The sequence below is a fragment of the Agrobacterium sp. CCNWLW32 genome, from assembly GCF_037083425.1.
GTDB classification, from domain to species: Bacteria; Pseudomonadota; Alphaproteobacteria; order Rhizobiales; family Rhizobiaceae; genus Agrobacterium; species Agrobacterium radiobacter.
Map to the genome: position 1 here is coordinate 108,029 of NZ_JBAOJM010000010.1, position 16,956 is coordinate 124,984.

A 16,956-nucleotide genomic window follows, 5' to 3' on the forward strand; every position below is an offset into this window, starting at 1 on the left:
CTCCATGAAAGCGGATAGAGATGACGGATATTTCCATGACTTCTGCGTCCATACCGGCGCGCGGCGCGACAAAGGCCAAGCGCAAGCAAAGTTCGGTCGCGCATGACCGGGCGCTGACCCTTCTGGTGTTTCTGCCGCCCGCGCTGTTGCTCTTTACCCTGTTCGTCATCCTGCCCATGGGCGAGGCGGCGTGGTACAGCCTTTACCGCTGGAACGGTTACGGCACACCGACCGATTTCGTCGGTCTGAAGAATTTCCAGGTCCTGTTCGGTAATGCCGCCTTCTCGCAGGCCCTTATGAATAACGGCCTGATCATCCTTATCTCTATCCTGATCCAGATTCCGCTGGCGATCTGGCTGGCCATGATGCTGGCGCACCGCATTCCCGGCGTCGTCGCCTTCCGGCTGGTGTTCTTTCTGCCTTATGTTCTGGCTGACGTCGCAGCGGGCCTGATCTGGCGCTTCGTTTATGATGGCGACTATGGTCTGTTCGCCGCCATTTCCAATTTCTTCGGCTTCGCAAATCCTTACGTGCTGGCCGACAAGGATGTGGCGATCTACGCCGTGCTCGGCGTCATCGTCTGGAAATATTTCGGTTTCCATATGATGCTGTTCATCGCCGGCCTTCAATCCGTCGACAAGAACGTGCTGGAAGCAGCCGAAATCGACGGCGCGTCCGGCTGGCAGAAATTCCGTTATGTCACGCTGCCGATGCTCGGTTCCACGGTGCGCCTGTCCGTCTTCTTTGCTGTGATCGGTTCGCTGCAGCTGTTCGACATGATCATGCCGCTCACCGGCGGCGGCCCGTCCAACTCCACACAAACCATGGTCACCTTCCTCTACACCTACGGCGTCATGCGCATGCAGGTGGGGCTTGGCAGCGCAGTCGGCGTCGTTCTCTTCGTCATCTGCGTGACGCTCGCCTTCGGTTACAAAAGGATTTTCATGCGCCATGACTGACACATCCACTTCCGTCCGCATGCCGCTGCAAACCAAGCTTTATCTTTATATATCGCTGAGCCTGATTGCGGCCATCGTGCTTATCCCGTTGCTCACCACCGCGCTCGGCGGCTTCAAGACGCTGGGAGACCTGCGTGTCAACCCGTTCGGTATTCCGGCCGAATGGCAATGGTCCAACTACGGCGATATCCTGCTTGGCAAACGCTATTGGCTGCAAATCTTCAACTCGCTGGTCATCGCGCTGCTGACGGTATTCCTGACGCTGACTGTCTCGGCCATGGCGGCCTTCACCTTCGCGCATGTGAAATTCTTCGGCTCGTCCTTCCTGCTCAATTATTTTCTGCTGGGGCTGATGTTTCCGGCGGCGACCGCCATCCTGCCGCTGTTCATTCGTATCCGCGATCTCGGCCTGCTCGATACCTATTGGGGTGTGGTGCTGCCGCAGGTAGCCTTCGGGCTGGGCATGAGCATTCTCCTGTTCCGCAATTATTTCCGTAATCTGCCGGACGAGCTGTTTCAGGCGGCCTTCGTGGATGGCTGCGGTTATCTGCGCTTCTTCTGGCATATTTCCGTGCCGCTTTCGCGGCCGATCGTGGCGACCGTTGGCATTGTCTCCTTCGTCGGCAGCTGGAACAGCTACATCCTTCCGCTCATCATGCTGAATTCGGAATCGAAATATCCCTGGCCGCTCGGCATCATGGTTTATCGCGGCGAATTCGGCACGGAATGGCAGCTCGTTCTCGCCTTCATCACGCTGACGATCCTGCCGACCGTCATCGTCTTCTTCCTCGCACAGAAACACATCATCGCGGGTCTGACGGCCGGTGCCGTCAAATCGTGACGTGAAAGGAGCAAAAAATGGCTTCCGTCGAACTTAAGGATATCCGCAAGTCCTATGCCGCGCTCGATGTCATCCACGGCATCTCGCTTGATATAACGGATGGTGAATTCATCGCGCTGGTCGGGCCTTCCGGTTGCGGCAAATCCACCCTTCTGCGCATGATCGCCGGGCTGGAGGAGATCACCGATGGGGATATTCTCATCGGCGACAGGGTGGTCAATGGCATGACCCCGCGCGAGCGCAACATCGCCATGGTGTTCCAGTCCTATGCGCTTTATCCGCATATGACGGTGGCCGAAAACATGGGCTTCAATCTGAAGCTCGCCGGCCAGCCGAAAAACGTCATTGAAGAACGTGTTGCGGAAGCCGCCCGCATGCTCGATCTCGGCAAGCTTCTGGATCGCAAGCCCTCGCAGCTTTCCGGCGGCCAGCGCCAGCGTGTCGCCATGGGCCGCGCCGTGGTGCGCAACCCGGCCGTCTTCCTGTTCGATGAGCCGCTGTCCAACCTCGATGCCAAGCTTCGCGTACAGATGCGCAGCGAAATCAAGGCTCTGCACCAGAAGGTCGGGACGACCTCCATCTATGTCACCCATGACCAGATCGAGGCCATGACGCTGGCAGACCGGGTGGTGGTGCTCAATCACGGCCGCATCGAACAGCAGGGCACGCCGCTCGAACTTTACAAGACACCCGCCAATCTCTTCGTCGCCGCCTTTATCGGTTCGCCGGCCATGAACCTCATCGAAGGCGTGGTCGATGGCGAGGGTGACCAGCCCGCCGCCCGGCTGAAGGACGGCACCGCGATCCGCATTGCCGCCTCCCGCAAGGTCAAGCGCGGCCAGCCGGTGACGATCGGGCTTCGCCCCGAGCACATCGGTTCGGCGATCGGCGGCGATATCTCGCTTACCGGACGGACGGTGCTGGTGGAACCGACGGGCGCGCAGACCCATGTGGTCTTCGAACTGGCGGGCGATCAGGTTACGGCAGTGGTGGATGGCGAGCAGCCGGTGAAGGTGAACACCCCGTTTGCAGCCACCGTGCATCATGAGCGTGTGCACGTCTTCGACAGGGCGAGCGGACTGGCGCTTTAAGCGCCTCCCGTCTTTTAAATGAAATACGGAAATTCTCTTGCCCCTCCGCTTTTGGGGCTTGTTTGAAAATCACGAGCGGTTAGCTTGGCGCTTGGGAACAAAGCGGGTTACCGCACAACTGTATCGATGCAGGAGGAGATTTTTATGAGAACGATCAAAGGGCCGGGTCTTTTTCTCGGTCAGTTTGCCGGTGATGCAGCCCCCTTCAACAGCTGGGACGGCATTACCAAATGGGCGGCGGAAAAGGGCTACGCCGGCGTGCAGGTGCCGACCTGGGCCGGGCAGCTGATCGATCTCAAAAAAGCAGCGGAATCGAAAGACTATTGCGACGAGTTCGCTGGTGTCGCACGCCAGAACGGCGTGGAAGTGACCGAGCTTTCCACCCATCTGCAGGGCCAGCTTGTCGCCGTTCATCCCGCCTATGATGAGGCCTTTGACGGTTTTGCCGCACCGGAAGTGCGCGGCAACCCGAAGGCGCGTCAGCAATGGGCGGTGGAGCAGGTGAAGCTCGCGCTGAAAGCCTCGAAAAATCTCGGCATCAAGGCGCATGCGACGTTTTCCGGCGCGCTTGCCTGGCCGTTCGTTTATCCGTGGCCGCAGCGTCCGGCCGGTCTGGTGGAAACAGCCTTTGACGAACTGGCGAAGCGCTGGACGCCGATCCTCGATTACGCCGATGAGCAGGGCGTGGATGTCTGCTACGAAATCCATCCGGGCGAAGATCTGCATGACGGCGTCACCTTCGAGATGTTCCTCGAGCGGGTGAAGAACCACAAGCGCGCCAACATGCTCTACGATCCCTCGCATTACGTGCTGCAATGCCTCGATTATCTCGACAATATCGACATCTACAAGGACCGCATCAAGATGTTCCACGTCAAGGATGCGGAGTTCAACCCGACCGGGCGGCAGGGCGTTTATGGCGGTTATCAGGGCTGGGTGAACCGCGCTGGTCGCTTCCGTTCGCTGGGCGACGGGCAGGTTGATTTCGGTGCGGTCTTCTCCAAGATGGCGGCCAATGATTTTGACGGCTGGGCCGTCGTCGAATGGGAATGCGCTCTGAAACACCCTGAAGACGGCGCCCGGGAAGGGGCGGAATTCGTCAAGGCGCATATCATCCGCGTCACGGAAAAAGCCTTTGACGATTTCGCATCAAGCGGCACCGATGATGCGGCCAACCGCCGTATGCTTGGGCTTTGAAAGCATTTCAGGGGAGATATTATGGCTATTGAAGGAAAGACAACGGACAAGGCGAACAAGCGGATTCGCCTTGGCATGGTCGGTGGTGGTTCGGGCGCATTTATCGGCGGCGTTCACCGCATGGCGGCGCGGCTCGACAATCGTTTCGATCTCGTGGCAGGGGCCCTGTCCTCGACGCCGGAAAAATCCCTCGCTTCCGGCCACGAGCTGGGGCTCGATCCCGAGCGTTGCTATGGTTCGTTCGAGGAAATGGCCGAAAAGGAAGCGCTGCGCGAGGATGGCATCGAGGCGGTGGCGATCGTTACCCCCAACCATGTGCATTATCCGGCAGCGAAGGCGTTTCTGGAGCGCGGCATCCATGTCATCTGCGACAAGCCGCTGACCTCCAATCTGGAAGACGCCAAAAAGCTGAAGCAGTTGGCCGACAAGGCCGATGCACTGTTCATCCTCACGCACAACTACACCGGCTATCCGATGGTGCGGCATGCGCGGGAACTGGTGGAGTCAGGCGCGCTCGGCACGATCCGTCTGGTGCAGATGGAATATCCGCAGGACTGGCTGACGGAAGCGGTGGAACAGACCGGCGCGAAACAGGCCGTCTGGCGCACCGATCCGGCTCAGTCCGGCGTCGGCGGCTCCACCGGCGATATCGGCACCCATGCCTATAATCTCGGTTGCTTCATTTCCGGTCTGGAAGCGGATGAGTTGGCGGCGGATGTGCATACCTTTGTCGAAGGCCGCCGGCTGGATGACAATGCGCATGTGATGCTGCGCTTCAAGCCGAAGGGCGGCAAGCAGGCAGCCAAGGGGCTACTCTGGTGCAGCCAGGTTGCGGTCGGTCACGAAAACGGGCTGAAGGTCCGTGTTTATGGCGACAAGGCCGGCATCGAGTGGACGCAGGCCGATCCGAACTATCTCTGGTTCACGAAGCTTGGCGAGCCGAAGCAGCTCATCACCCGTGGCGGTGCCGGGGCAGGAGCTGCGGCAGCACGCGTCACCCGCATTCCGTCCGGCCATCCGGAAGGTTATCTCGAAGCCTTCGCCACCATCTATACCGAGGCGGCGCACGCCATCGAAGCCCGCCGCACCGGCTCGGCGCTCGATAAGGCGGTTATTTACCCGACCGTCGATGACGGGGTTAAAGGCGTCGCCTTTGTTACGGCCTGCATCGAGTCCGGCAAGAAGAATGGCGGCTGGGTGAAGCTGTAAGACGAGGTTGCGGTATATTTCTTCTCCCCGTTGCCGGGGAGAAGACGCCCCTGACGTCATCTGCGGACGGGATCAATTGACGCGTGTCGTCTGTCGCTGCGCCCGTTCCGTTATGGGGCAGCCGTCCTGAAGCTTGGTCCAGGACGAAACGTTGAGCTTCATCTCGCAGCGCGCGAGATAGGAGCCACCGTCGACCTTCAGGCAGGATGTCTGGCCGAGTTCGAACATGGTGCCGCGATTTCGGCATTTGCAATTATGGGCATCCGCCAAGGTAGGAATAAGGGCCATGATCAGGCCAAGTATGAGCACTCCAGTACGCATGGCTGAGGCTCCAAAGGATATCCCGCCAGATTACTCCTGTCCGAGGGCATAGTCAAAAACGGCCTTTGCCTGTGATGCGCGCCCTCTGAGGGCAGCAGCCGCTGCGAGTTCCCCCGCTAGCACCCGATCAAAATCGCCCTGATATCATTCACATTCGTCAGGGTCGGACCCGTCACGACGAGGTCTCCTGCCGCCTTGAAAGCGGTGTAGCTGTCGTGGCTTACGAGCGACTGACGCGGATCGACACCGGCTTCGCGCATGCGGGCAAGCGTATCCGGCGTCACCACAGCACCCGCCGCATCCTCGACGCCGTCTATGCCGTCGCTATCGCCGGCAATGGCCCAGATGCTGCCCGCGCCCTTCAGCGTCAGTGCGAGGCTCAGCAGGAACTCCGTGTTACGGCCGCCCTTGCCGGCTGGCCCCTTGCCAATCGTGACCGTGGTTTCGCCGCCGGAAAGCAAAACGGCCGGGCCCTTGACCGGCAGGCCCTTGCGACTGGCGGAGAGCGCTATACCGGCCATGACAGCCCCGACATCCTTGGATTCGCCTTCCAGCGAATCCCCGAGGATGAGCGGCGTAAGCCCGAGTTTCACGGCCTCATCCGCTGCCGCCTGCAAGGCGAGCGAAGGAGCGGCAATGAGCCGGATATCCTCGTCGATATCGCCGGTCTTCGGGGTTTCCTCACCTTTTTCCAGCACCTTGCGCACGTTTTCCGGAAGATCGAGCGCATAACGGGAGATGATTTCCCGCACGGTTTCGATGTCGCTCGGATCGGCAACCGTCGGGCCGGAGGCGATTTCCGAGGGGTCGTCGCCCGGCACGTCGGAAATCAGCAGCGAAACAACCTTGGCCGGTATGGCGGCCAGCGCCAGCCGTCCGCCCTTGATGCGGGAGAGATGCTTGCGCACGGCGTTCATGTCGGAAATCGTCGCGCCGCTAGCAAGCAAAGCGCGGTTGACGGCCATCTTGTCCGCAAGTGTCATGCCTTCGGCCGGTGCCACCATCAGCGCCGAACCGCCGCCGGAAATCAGCGCGATCACCATGTCGTCGGTGGTCAATCCCTCGACGGCGGCGAGAATGCGTTTTGCCGCTTCCGCGCTCCTATCGTCGGGCACGGGATGGGAAGCCTCGATGATCTCGATATGCGCAGTCGGGACGGCATGGCCGTAACGCGTGACCACCACACCCGAGAGATCGACATGTGGCCATGCCGCTTCAAGCGCTGCGGCCATCGCGGCCGAGGCCTTGCCGGCGCCCACCACCACGCACCGGCCTTTGGGCGGAGATGGAAGGTGGTGTTGCAACACCTTTGCCGGATCGGCGCTGGCGACTGCAGCCATGAAGATGCGGTTGAGGGCGTCTCTTGCGGACGTGTCGTTCCATGCGCTCATCGGTTCATGCTCCGATCCAGAGGAAGCCGAGCGCAAACAATGCCGGCAACGCCTGAATGAACAGGATCTTCATATTGGCTGTCATGGCGCCGAAAATACCGGCCACCAGAACGCAGGTAAGGAAGAAAACCTTGAAGCTCAGCCCTTCATCGCCCTGCGTGAGCCCATAGATCAGCCCCGCTGCGAGAAAGCCGTTATAAAGGCCCTGATTGGCGGCAAGCACTTTTGTTTGCCGGGCAAAATCCGCCGAAAGACCGAAAGCATTGCGCCCGGCTGGCTTTTCCCACAGCAGCATTTCCAGAATGACGATGTAAATATGGATGGCCGCAACCACGGCAATCAGAATGCTGGCGATCATCGGCGGTTTCCTCCAAACCATGATGTCCGTAGCCGTTGTCAGGGTGAACAGGTGGCGAGCGGACACTTCCGTTTTAACGGTGGCACGAAGGGCTGCAAGGCCAGAATCTCCTCTTCCCGTGCAAACTGTTGAAGAGTGGTGACCTGTTGCTTGACTCTTTGCTGAAATAGGAACAAAACAAGAACAATAGAGATGAATAACCGGAATTGAAACCTGTCATGCCATGCAAAAGCGCGCGGATCAGTTGCTCGTTGTCGAAGAGCTGCGTGAAAGGCTGGAAAGGATCGGTAACGGTCCTGAGCGGCTGCACGAGACCTTGCCTTTCGGCGTGGATGCCATCGACCATCGCCTGCCGGGAGGCGGGCTCAAGCTCGGCTGTCTGCATGAGCTGAGCGGCGGCGGCAATGGCGCTGCCGATGGTGCGGCGGCCGCCCTTTTTGCGGCCGGTGTGGCGGCAAGGCTTTCCGGCAAGGTTTTATGGTGCGTCACCCGGCGGGATCTGTTCATGCCGGGGCTGACGCAGGCCGGCCTTTCGCAGAACCGGCTCATCATTGTTGAATGCCGCGATGAGAAGGGCGTGCTCGACTGTTTCGAGGAGGGCTTGCGCTGCAATGGTTTCGGCGCGGTGATGGGTGAGGTGGCAAAACTGCCGATGAACGCATCGCGACGGCTGCAACTGGCGGCGGAAACCTCCGGTGTTACCGGCATCGCCATCCGCCGTTTCCGGCGTGCGGCCGATGCGGCGCTGTACGGCGAACCGACGGCGGCGGTGACCCGCTGGCGCATCTCCGTCCGTCCTTCTTCGCCCTTGCCGGTGCCGGGGGTGGGCAGGCCGCGCTGGTTTCTCGAGCTTTTGCGATGTCGCGGCGGCGAAAGCGCTGAATTTGAAGTGGAAGCCTGTGATGCAAAGGGTCGTATCGCTCTACCTGCCGACATGGCCGACGGATCGCTTCCGGCGTCTTTCGGGAGAGAACGCGCCGCCGGTTGAAAAGCCGCTGGTCATGATCGGCCGCCAGGGCAGCCGCCGGCTGGTGCTGGCGCTCGACAAAGCGGCAAAGGCGGCGGGCATCCGGCCCGGCACGCCGGTCAGCAAGGCGCAGGCGCTGGTGCCGGGCCTTCTGGTGGAAGATCTGGATGCAGCTGGAGATGCCCGCGCCCTGCAGCAGCTGGCCTTTCATTTTCTGCGCATCTATGCCCCCATCGTCGCCGCCGATACGCCTGATGGGCTGGTGCTGGACACGGCGGGAGCGGACCATCTGCACGGCGATGAGACGCTGATGCTGAGCGGCATGGTCAACCGCCTGCATGCCGCAGGCTTTGCCGCCCGTGCTGCCATTGCCGATAGCTGGGGTGCTGCCCATGCGCTGGCCCGCTTCGGCCGCGAGCAGATCAGCATCATACCGCCGGGCGGACAGCGGGCAGCGATCAGCGGGTTGCCGCTTGCCGCGTTGAGGCTGGAGGAGCGTATCGTTTCCGGGTTGAAGGTACTCGGCTTTCGCAGCATCGGCGAGCTTGCCGAAGCCCCGCGCGCGCCGCTGACCCTGCGTTTTGGCCCCGAACTCGTCCGGCGTCTTTCCCAGGCTTTCGGGGAGATCGGCGAACCCATAGAGCCGGTGCGCGTGGCCGAACTGGTGGAGGTGCGTCGCGCCTTTCCCGAGCCGATTGTGGCGGCGGAAACGATTGCCCGTTATACGCAGAAGCTGGTCACGGGGCTTTGCTCAGCACTTGAAAAACGCGGCCTTGGTGCCCGCCGGGTCGATCTGGTGCTGCACCGGGTCGATAGCGGCCTGCAGGCGGTACGCGCAGGCACCTCCAGACCGGTGCGCGACATCAAGCAGCTTGTCCGGCTTCTGACCGACCGTATCGACACCATTGATCCCGGTTTCGGCATCGAGATGATGGTGCTGACCGCCACCCATGCCGAGCCGCTTCTCGCCGCGCAGGCCCGGTCCTCGCTTCTGGAGGAGGGGCGTGCGGACATCGCCGATACGGTCGATGTTATCCTCAATCGCGGCCACAGGGTCTATCGTTATGCGGCGGTGGCAAGCGATGTGCCGGAACGCTCCGTTGCCCGCGTTGCGGCGCTTGCATCTGAGGCTACCCTCGGCTGGCCCGGCCACTGGCCTCGTCCGGTCAGGCTTTTTGCAAGGCCGGAACCCATCGAGACGCTGGCGCTGCTGCCGGACCATCCGCCGCGTTATTTCATCTGGAAAGGCGTGCGCCATAATGTGCGGCGCGCCGACGGGCCGGAACGGGTGTTCGGCGAATGGTGGAAACGCGACCGGGAAAAGGAAGCCGTGCGCGATTATTTCACGGTGGAAAATGAAAGCGGCGAGCGCTTCTGGATTTTCCGCTCCGGCGATGGCGAACATGCCGAGACAGGCTCGCAGGGCTGGTTCATCCACGGGGTCTTTGCATGAGCACGCCGCGTTATGCCGAACTTCAGGTGACCACGCATTTTTCCTTCCTGCGCGGCGCAAGCTCCTGCGAGGAGCTTTTCGAACAGGCCAAAAACCTCGGCATCGAGGCGCTCGGCATTGTCGACCGCAACAGCCTTGCGGGCATTCCCCGCGCCTACGAGGCGGCAAGCACCCACGGCATCCGGCTCGTCATCGGCTGCCGGCTCGATCTGGATGACGATCTTTCCGTGCTTGTCTACCCCATGGATCGCCCGGCATACGGCCGGCTTTGCCGCCTGCTGTCCGTTGGCAAAAAGAGGGGTGGCAAGGGCAAATGCCGGCTCACATGGGACGATCTCGTTACCTATGGCGAAGGTCTGATCGTGGTGCTGCTCGCCGATCTCGCCGATGATCTCTGCGCACTTCGCCTGCGGCGGCTGAAAGCCGCTTTTACGGATCGCGCCTATATGGCGCTCAGCCTCAGAAGACGTCCCAATGACCAGATGCGGCTTTTCGAATTGTCCAATATGGCTCAAGTCGCAGGTATACCGACGGTGGTGACCAATGACGTACTGTTCCATGTGCCCGAGCGGCGCATGCTGCAGGATGTCGTCACCTGCATCCGGCATAATTGCACCATCGACGAGGCGGGTTTCCGCCGCGAGCGGCATGCCGACCGCTATATGAAGCCGCCGGAGGAAATGCACCGGCTATTTGCCCGCTACCCCGAAGCGCTGGCCCGCAGTCTCGAAATCACGAAGCGCTGCAAATTTTCACTGAAGGAACTGGTCTATCAATATCCCGAGGAGCGCAGCCTGCCGGGGCTGACGGCGCAGCAGGCGCTGGAGAAGATGGTCTGGGAAGCGGTGCCGGGGCGGTATCCGCAAGGTTTGCCGGAGAAGGTGGAAAAGGCGCTCAAGCATGAGCTGGCGGTTGTCGGCAGGTTGCAATATGCCTCCTATTTCCTGACCGTGAGTGCCATTGTCCGTTATGCGCGTTCAAAAGATATCCTATGTCAGGGGCGCGGTTCGGCAGCCAATTCGATTATCTGTTTTGTACTTGGCATCACCGCCATCGATCCCGCTCTTTTCAGCAATCTCGTCTTCGAACGTTTCGTTTCCGAAAACCGGGGAGAACCGCCTGATATCGACGTGGATTTTGAACACCAGCGGCGCGAGGAGGTTATCCAGTGGGTCTATGACACCTACGGCCGTGACAAGGCTGCGCTCTGCTCCGTTGTCACCCGTTATCGCGGGCGTGGGGCGCTGCGCGATGTCGGCAAGGTTCTGGGCCTGCCGGAAGATCTGACGAAGCTTCTATCCTCGCAGGTCTGGCGCTGGAGCGAGGGGGTGGGTGAAAAGCAGGTGAAGGAACTGAACCTCAATATGGAGGATCGTCGCCTGAAGCTTGCCTTCGAATTGGCCAACCAACTTGTCGGCACACCGCGCCATCATAGCCAGCATCCGGGCGGCTTTGTGCTGACCCATAACCGGCTGGACGAACTGGTGCCGATCGAACCCGCCGCCATGGATGATCGCCAGATCATCGAATGGGACAAGGACGATATCGATGTCGTGAAATTCATGAAAATGGATTGCCTGGCGCTCGGCATGCTCTCCTGCATGAAGCGCGGCTTCGATCTGCTGGAGGCGCGCACTGGAGAGAAATACGATCTCGCCGCCATGCCGCCGGATGATGGGCCCACTTATGCCATGATCCAGAAGGCCGATACGCTCGGCACATTCCAGATCGAGAGCCGGGCGCAGATGTCGATGTTGCCGCGCCTGAGGCCGAAGGAGTTTTATGACCTCGTCATTCAGGTCGCCATTGTTCGCCCCGGCCCCATTCAGGGGGATATGGTGCATCCCTATCTGCGTCGCCGACAGGGAAAGGAGCCGGTTCGTTATGAAAAACCGGAACTGGAAAATATTCTGAAAAAGACGATGGGTGTTCCGCTGTTTCAGGAGCAGGCCATGCGGATCGCCATGGATTGCGCCGGTTTTACCGCAGATGAGGCGGACCAGTTGCGCCGAGCCATGGCGACCTTCAAGAATGTGGGTACCATTTCCAAATTCAGGGAAAAGCTCGTCACGGGCATGGTGGAGCGTGGTTATGAGCAAGAATTTGCCGAACGTATCTTCAAGCAGCTCGAAGGGTTCGGTAGCTATGGTTTTCCTGAAAGCCATGCGGCCTCCTTTGCGCTGATCGCCTATGCCTCCTCATGGCTGAAATGCCATCATCCCGATATTTTCTGTACGGCGCTTCTCAATTCGCAACCCATGGGGTTTTACGCCCCGGCGCAGATCGTGCGTGATGCGCGCGATCATGACGTCGAGGTGCGTCCGGTCTGCGTTAATAACAGCCGTTTTGATTGCACGCTGGAGCCTACGGGCAAGAAGAATGGGAATGGTAAAGAGCGCTACGCCGTGCGGCTTGGCCTGCGCATGGTGAAGGGACTCTCTAACGATCACGCAGCTGATATCGTCGCCGCCCGGCAGGATCGGTCTTTTGCCTCGGTGGATGATCTCTGGCGAAGGGCGGGCGTTCCCGCCGCTGCCCTCGTCTGTCTCGCGGAAGCCGATGCCTTTTTACCGTCGCTTTCGCTTGCCAGACGCGAGGCGCTCTGGGCCATCAAGGCCTTGCGGGATGAGCCGCTGCCGCTTTTCGCCGCCGCCGCCAGTCGGGAAAATGCCGTGGTGGATGAGCTTCAGGAACCCTCCGTCGCGCTCAGGCCCATGACTGACGGTGGTGAGGTAGTTCAGGATTACGGCCATGTCGGACTGACGCTGCGCGAACATCCCATGACATTCCTGCGGCGCGATCTTTCCCGCCGCCGTATCGTCACCTGTGCGGAGGCCGTGCGCGCCCGTGATGGCGCATGGCTGGAAACGGCGGGTCTGGTGCTGGTGCGCCAGCGCCCCGGCTCGGCAAAGGGGGTGATCTTCATGACACTGGAGGATGAGACGGGCATCGCCAATGCGGTGCTGTGGGTAAAAACCTTCGAAAAATACCGGCGCGTGGTGCTGTCCGCCGGCATGGTTGGTATTTACGGCAAGATCCAGCGGGAGGGTGAGGTGGTGCATCTGGTCGCCCATCGGCTGACAGATTTGTCGGAGGCGCTGGCCAGCGTGGGCGAACGCAACCATGCCTTTCCCCTGCCGCATGGGCGTGGCGATGAGTTCCACCACGGCATTCCACCGGATGATCACCGCACTATCAGGAAGCATCCGCCGCCTGCCGTGGACGATGCGGAGGAGGTGGAGCGGATAAAGGTCATTTCCCGCAATTTTCACTGAAGACGGCTCAGATCACCTTTTGCGCGCCACGATGTAAGGACGATTGTCATTGCCCTTTGTCGCGTGGATTTCCGTGGCCAGAATGTCAAAACCGCCGGCGTTTATATGCCGGCCAAGCTCGGCCGCGTTGAACACGCCGGCAAAGGGCGCCTTGCCGATCGCACGCATCGCCGGCAGGACAAGGCGGATAAACGGGTTCATATCCCTAACGCAGGGGGTCTTGGTGACGAACAGCCCGCGCGGGCCAAGCAGGGAATGAATGTGCTGCAATGTGCCGCGCAGGTCGCGCACCAGATGAAGATAGTTGAAACCCAGCACCACGTTGAACTGATGAGGGTCGGGGGCAAGCGTTTCCACGGTCGCAGTGCTGAAAACGAGGTTCGGGAGAGGGCCGGCGGCGTGTTTTCTTTCCTCGGCGATTGCGATCATGCCGGCGGAAATATCCGTCGCAAGATAGTCTTTGACGCTGCACGCAAGCCGGATCGCCGTTGTCCCGGTGCCGCAACCCAGTTCCAATACCCTGTCATCCGGATTCAGCAGGGCACGGGTCCGCTCCAGCGTGCGCTCATATCCGGCCTCATCCGAAATCCTGCCCTTTGCATATTTCCGAGCGGTCCGGTTCCAGAAACGGGCGTCGTCGGCAATACTCATGGTGGATGCTCCCCGGACGGCGCCCTTCCGCTTCGGGCGGATCTGCTCTCACGCGGATATCCTATCCGGTTTGTTTGTAGCTTTTAAGCCGCATCCTCCAACCCGGCCGTGTCCTTCCGGCGAAACTGGCTGGGCGGTGCGCCGAGCACGCGTTTGAAGGCGCGGCTGAAGGAGGCTTCGGAATCGTAACCGAGTTTTTCCGCCGCCAGCGTCACGCGCATGCCTTCGCGCAGCCACAGCCGTGCCTGGTGCATGCGTACGCGCACCACATAGCGCGCCGGGCTTTCGCCCACCACGCGGGTGAAGCGCTCCGCGAAACTGGAGCGGGAAGCGCCCATCAGGGAAGCAAGCTCCTCCACGCTCCAGTCCTTTTCGGGATTGAGGTGGATGGCGGCCAGCACCCGTCCGAGTTCGGGGTTGCGCACCGCAGCCAGCCAGCCGCTGGAATCGCCGCAGCCATATTCCACCCATGTGCGGATCAACGTCGCGGTCAGCACATCGGCAAGCCTTGCCAGAATGCCGCCCGCACCAACACGGTTCAGTTCCACCTCACGCGTCATGGCCTCCAGCAGATGCGGAATGGCCGGATCGCTTTTGGCGAGATCACTGGTCAACATCACATCCGGCATCAGCTGCAGGAGGGGGTGCAGATTATCCATGTTGAAACGCATCGAAGCGGTAAAGGCCACGGTATCGCCGCCGGCGCTGGCGCATTGCAGGTCGAAAACGCCCTGGCAGACTTCCTTCTTGCCGAAACGGTCGAAGGGGGTAGGCGTCACATCCTCGCCGCTACCCAACACATGGGCGTGGCCGCGGGGCAGAAGAACGGCGTCGCCGCATGTCAGCGTCAGCCACTCGCCGGAGGGTTTGCGCAATTTCGCCTGGCCGACACCGATGAAATGGAACCGTGCCGCTTCCTGCTCGGGAAAAGCTGTCGCCCAGGGGGTGGCCATGCGGCATCGGCCGTATTCCACGCCGTCGAGCCTCAGGCCACGCAACATTTCCGTCAGGGCATCATTCATGGCGCTCTCGCAAATTTGGATGTTTGGTTAAGGAATACGGATTTTCTAGCATGGAAACGCCGGGCTGTCACGCATAGCTTACGACCATTGATTTGCAGAATATGAACTGGCCTCCCACCGGTTTCACCATTTTGCCATTCCGTTTCAGAGCGCGTTCCGGAAATGCGCATCAGGAGATTTTCATGAGCAACCGGACCATAAACGAACTCGAATATGTGCCGCGCAAGACAGAGCCGGATGCGAAGTGGGCCGCCGTGGTTTCGCTTTCGCTCGGCGTCTTCGGGCTGGTGACGGCGGAATTCCTGCCGGTCAGTCTGCTGACGCCGCTTTCGGCCGATCTCGCCGTCAGCTCCGGCATCGCTGGCCAATCCATTACCGTTACGGCGCTGGTCGCGGCGGTCGCCGGCCCCGGCGTTGTCATTGGCACACGCAGCATCGATCGCCGCTGGACATTGCTTGGGCTGACCACGCTGCTGATCATCTCCAGCACTTTGGCCGCCTTCGCAAACGGTCTCTTTATGCTGTTTGCCTCGCGCGTCCTGCTCGGCATCGGCCTTGGCGGCTTCTGGGCCATGTCCGCGGCGCTGGCACTGAGACTCGTACCGCTTGATAAAATGCCGCGTGCGATGGCCATCATCCTGACAGGAGTTTCGGTCGCCACCGTCTGTGCCGCACCGGTGGGCGCGTGGATCGGCGCGACACTTGGCTGGCGTTCGGCCTTCGTCGTTGCGGGTGTGCTCGGTGTCATTGCGCTCGTCGTGCAATTGCTCACCGTTCCGTCGCTGCCGCCGGCCGGTGCACCCGGTCTTTCCACCATGTTCCGCCTGTTGCAGCGGCCGCAGGTCCGGATCGGCCTTCTGACGACGCTGTTCATTGTTGCGGGTCACTTTGCCGGTTTCACCTATGTCCGTCCGTTCCTGGAGGATGTGACGCTTCTTGGCGTCGAGGCGATTTCGCTCGTCCTTCTGGTTTATGGTGTCGGCGGCTTTTTCGGTAATCTCTTCGGCGGTTTCCTCTCCGAGAAAAACACGGCATGGGCGGTGACGTTCGCCGCCACCCTGATCGCCGCATCGGCTTCCGTTCTGGTCGTGGCGGGTGCGTCGCCCCTGATTGCCGGCCTTGCCATCGCCTCCTGGGGTTTTGCCTTCGGTGCGCTTCCGGTCAGCGTACAGAGCTTCATCACCCGGGCCGCTTCCGATGAGGCGGAAAGTGCCGGCGCGCTGCTGCTTACCACTTTCCAGATCGCGATTTCCAGCGGTGCGGTTCTGGGCGGTCTGCTGATCGATCTTCAGGGTGCGACGATGGTCTTCGTCTTCGTGGCGATTGCCGCCCTTCTCGGTGCATCGCTGATGGCGTCGCGCCGCGGTGTGGTGCCACAGGTCGAGGCCTCGCAGGGGTAAGCCACCCCTCGGAGAAAAAAAACCGCCTTCGTGCGGGTCTTAAGAGAAGAGAAGGCGTTATTCCGTCTTTAGGGCGCCTTTATCGCGTTCTGTGTCCGGTCTTTGCCCACCTCGATCACATGGCGCATGGCTTTCACCGCCGCATCCGCGTCACGCGCCGCAATCGCGTGTACGATGCGCAGATGATTGGACGCGATCTCGGCGATGGTGCCAGGCGAAGCGGCCGGCGATGAGAGCTGGAAGGATATCGCAAGTGCGGCTTCGATCAGCCCGCTTGCGGAGCGCATGAAGGGGTTGCCGGACATATGCGCGACCGCAAGGTGGAATTCGAGATCGACCTTGGCGATGCTTTCCGGCGTATGTTTCGGATTGTCGAATTTGGCGGCGATGACGTAAAGGGAAACGATATCGTCATTGGAGGCCTGCAGCGCCGCCGCCGCCGCCGCCGCTGGTTCCAGCGCCAGGCGTATCTCCGCCAGATGCGTGACGAATTCCTGATCTATGCCGGCCTCGCAGCGCCAGCCCAGCACGTCGGGATCGAAGAAATTCCAGCTGGAGCGGTCAAGAACGCGGGTGCCCACCTTGGCCTTTGGTTCCACCAGACGCTTCGCCGCCAGCGTCTTCATCGTCTCGCGCAGCACGGTGCGGGAGACGCCGAACCGCAAGGAAAGTTCGGCATCATTGGGCAGCAGGGAGCCTTCCGCAATCCTGCCCGAGACGATGGCGCTGCCGAGTTCGGAGACCACATGGGCGTGGCTGTTCCGGCGTTTTCGCCCGCTTATCGTCGTTTCGAGCAGCCCCAAGCAAGCCTCCCTTGGCAA

At 60.9% G+C, this 16,956-nt stretch carries 15 protein-coding genes; 9 read left to right on the forward strand and 6 right to left on the reverse strand.

All coding sequences use genetic code 11. From position 1 onward, the window contains the following. The first annotated feature begins 20 nt into the window (after positions 1–20). The 5 genes from V6R85_RS19395 (at position 21) to V6R85_RS19415 (ending at position 5,297) form a co-directional block, all read left to right on the forward strand. Positions 21–959 carry a carbohydrate ABC transporter permease gene (locus V6R85_RS19395; protein WP_003506511.1) on the forward strand — a complete coding sequence of 313 codons (939 nt, stop codon included), beginning with the start codon at positions 21–23 and terminating at the stop codon, positions 957–959. Continuing rightward, on the forward strand, positions 952–1,800 hold the full coding sequence (locus V6R85_RS19400; protein ID WP_003506513.1) for a carbohydrate ABC transporter permease: 849 nt from the start codon (positions 952–954) through the stop codon (positions 1,798–1,800). Before V6R85_RS19395 ends, V6R85_RS19400 begins: the two co-directional genes overlap by 8 nt. 17 nt (positions 1,801–1,817) lie before the next feature. Next, entirely contained in the window at positions 1,818–2,891 is a 1,074-nt protein-coding gene (locus V6R85_RS19405) for an ABC transporter ATP-binding protein (protein WP_107677408.1), read from the forward strand. Between the two features lie 144 nt (positions 2,892–3,035). Continuing rightward, complete coding sequence (locus V6R85_RS19410; RefSeq protein WP_060724713.1) at positions 3,036–4,088, forward strand: sugar phosphate isomerase/epimerase family protein; 1,053 nt, start codon at positions 3,036–3,038, stop codon at positions 4,086–4,088. A gap of 21 nt (positions 4,089–4,109) precedes the next feature. Continuing rightward, positions 4,110–5,297 (forward strand): Gfo/Idh/MocA family protein, encoded by a 1,188-nt coding sequence (locus V6R85_RS19415; RefSeq protein ID WP_112593208.1) that lies wholly within the window; start codon positions 4,110–4,112, stop codon positions 5,295–5,297. 72 nt (positions 5,298–5,369) lie between these two features. On the opposite strand, the gene V6R85_RS19420 is transcribed toward V6R85_RS19415, so the two are convergent. The 3 genes from V6R85_RS19420 to V6R85_RS19430 all read right to left on the reverse strand — a co-directional run bounded on the left by V6R85_RS19420 (position 5,370) and on the right by V6R85_RS19430 (position 7,367). Next, positions 5,370–5,618, reverse strand: coding sequence for a hypothetical protein (locus V6R85_RS19420; RefSeq protein ID WP_112278542.1), 249 nt, complete (start codon positions 5,616–5,618; stop codon positions 5,370–5,372). Between the two features lie 116 nt (positions 5,619–5,734). Then, the gene (locus V6R85_RS19425) at positions 5,735–7,009 is read right to left on the reverse strand and encodes a glycerate kinase type-2 family protein (protein ID WP_112958638.1); all 1,275 of its coding nucleotides are present in this window, start codon (positions 7,007–7,009) and stop codon (positions 5,735–5,737) included. A gap of 4 nt (positions 7,010–7,013) precedes the next feature. Further along, positions 7,014–7,367: a DUF1304 domain-containing protein gene (locus V6R85_RS19430; protein ID WP_060724711.1), complete on the reverse strand. Its 354-nt coding sequence runs from the start codon at positions 7,365–7,367 to the stop codon at positions 7,014–7,016. Between the two features lie 223 nt (positions 7,368–7,590). Between V6R85_RS19430 and V6R85_RS19435 the strand changes: the two genes are divergently transcribed. The 3 genes from V6R85_RS19435 to V6R85_RS19445 are packed head-to-tail and all read left to right on the forward strand — an operon-like array spanning position 7,591 to position 13,062. Further along, entirely contained in the window at positions 7,591–8,355 is a 765-nt protein-coding gene (locus V6R85_RS19435) for an ImuA family protein (protein WP_065695018.1), read from the forward strand. Then, positions 8,270–9,787: a Y-family DNA polymerase gene (locus V6R85_RS19440; protein ID WP_174054501.1), complete on the forward strand. Its 1,518-nt coding sequence runs from the start codon at positions 8,270–8,272 to the stop codon at positions 9,785–9,787. The genes V6R85_RS19435 and V6R85_RS19440 overlap by 86 nt, the downstream gene beginning before the upstream one ends. Beyond that, positions 9,784–13,062: an error-prone DNA polymerase gene (locus tag V6R85_RS19445; protein WP_112958640.1), complete on the forward strand. Its 3,279-nt coding sequence runs from the start codon at positions 9,784–9,786 to the stop codon at positions 13,060–13,062. The genes V6R85_RS19440 and V6R85_RS19445 overlap by 4 nt, the downstream gene beginning before the upstream one ends. A 12-nt stretch (positions 13,063–13,074) precedes the next feature. Here the strand turns inward: V6R85_RS19445 and V6R85_RS19450 are convergent, their stop codons facing one another. After that, on the reverse strand, positions 13,075–13,713 hold the full coding sequence (locus V6R85_RS19450) for a class I SAM-dependent methyltransferase (RefSeq protein ID WP_112354816.1): 639 nt from the start codon (positions 13,711–13,713) through the stop codon (positions 13,075–13,077). A gap of 83 nt (positions 13,714–13,796) precedes the next feature. Next, a complete protein-coding gene (locus V6R85_RS19455; RefSeq protein ID WP_003506534.1) occupies positions 13,797–14,735 on the reverse strand; it encodes an AraC family transcriptional regulator in 939 nt (312 codons plus the stop codon). A gap of 182 nt (positions 14,736–14,917) precedes the next feature. Here V6R85_RS19455 and V6R85_RS19460 point away from each other — a divergent pair, with 182 nt between their 5' ends. After that, positions 14,918–16,135, forward strand: coding sequence for an MFS transporter (locus tag V6R85_RS19460; protein WP_099087357.1), 1,218 nt, complete (start codon positions 14,918–14,920; stop codon positions 16,133–16,135). 68 nt (positions 16,136–16,203) lie between these two features. On the opposite strand, the gene V6R85_RS19465 is transcribed toward V6R85_RS19460, so the two are convergent. Further along, the gene (locus V6R85_RS19465; RefSeq protein ID WP_020011781.1) at positions 16,204–16,938 is read right to left on the reverse strand and encodes a FadR/GntR family transcriptional regulator; all 735 of its coding nucleotides are present in this window, start codon (positions 16,936–16,938) and stop codon (positions 16,204–16,206) included. Positions 16,939–16,956: the final 18 nt, after the last annotated feature.

Coding starts and splice junctions, on each gene's coding strand:
- V6R85_RS19395 (WP_003506511.1), top strand. CDS start 21: ATGACGGATATTTCCATGACTTCTGCGTCCATACCGGCGCGCGGCGCG.
- V6R85_RS19400 (WP_003506513.1), top strand. CDS start 952: ATGACTGACACATCCACTTCCGTCCGCATGCCGCTGCAAACCAAGCTT.
- V6R85_RS19405 (WP_107677408.1), top strand. CDS start 1,818: ATGGCTTCCGTCGAACTTAAGGATATCCGCAAGTCCTATGCCGCGCTC.
- V6R85_RS19410 (WP_060724713.1), top strand. CDS start 3,036: ATGAGAACGATCAAAGGGCCGGGTCTTTTTCTCGGTCAGTTTGCCGGT.
- V6R85_RS19415 (WP_112593208.1), top strand. CDS start 4,110: ATGGCTATTGAAGGAAAGACAACGGACAAGGCGAACAAGCGGATTCGC.
- V6R85_RS19420 (WP_112278542.1), bottom strand. CDS start 5,618: ATGCGTACTGGAGTGCTCATACTTGGCCTGATCATGGCCCTTATTCCT.
- V6R85_RS19425 (WP_112958638.1), bottom strand. CDS start 7,009: ATGAGCGCATGGAACGACACGTCCGCAAGAGACGCCCTCAACCGCATC.
- V6R85_RS19430 (WP_060724711.1), bottom strand. CDS start 7,367: ATGATCGCCAGCATTCTGATTGCCGTGGTTGCGGCCATCCATATTTAC.
- V6R85_RS19435 (WP_065695018.1), top strand. CDS start 7,591: ATGCAAAAGCGCGCGGATCAGTTGCTCGTTGTCGAAGAGCTGCGTGAA.
- V6R85_RS19440 (WP_174054501.1), top strand. CDS start 8,270: ATGCAAAGGGTCGTATCGCTCTACCTGCCGACATGGCCGACGGATCGC.
- V6R85_RS19445 (WP_112958640.1), top strand. CDS start 9,784: ATGAGCACGCCGCGTTATGCCGAACTTCAGGTGACCACGCATTTTTCC.
- V6R85_RS19450 (WP_112354816.1), bottom strand. CDS start 13,713: ATGAGTATTGCCGACGACGCCCGTTTCTGGAACCGGACCGCTCGGAAA.
- V6R85_RS19455 (WP_003506534.1), bottom strand. CDS start 14,735: ATGAATGATGCCCTGACGGAAATGTTGCGTGGCCTGAGGCTCGACGGC.
- V6R85_RS19460 (WP_099087357.1), top strand. CDS start 14,918: ATGAGCAACCGGACCATAAACGAACTCGAATATGTGCCGCGCAAGACA.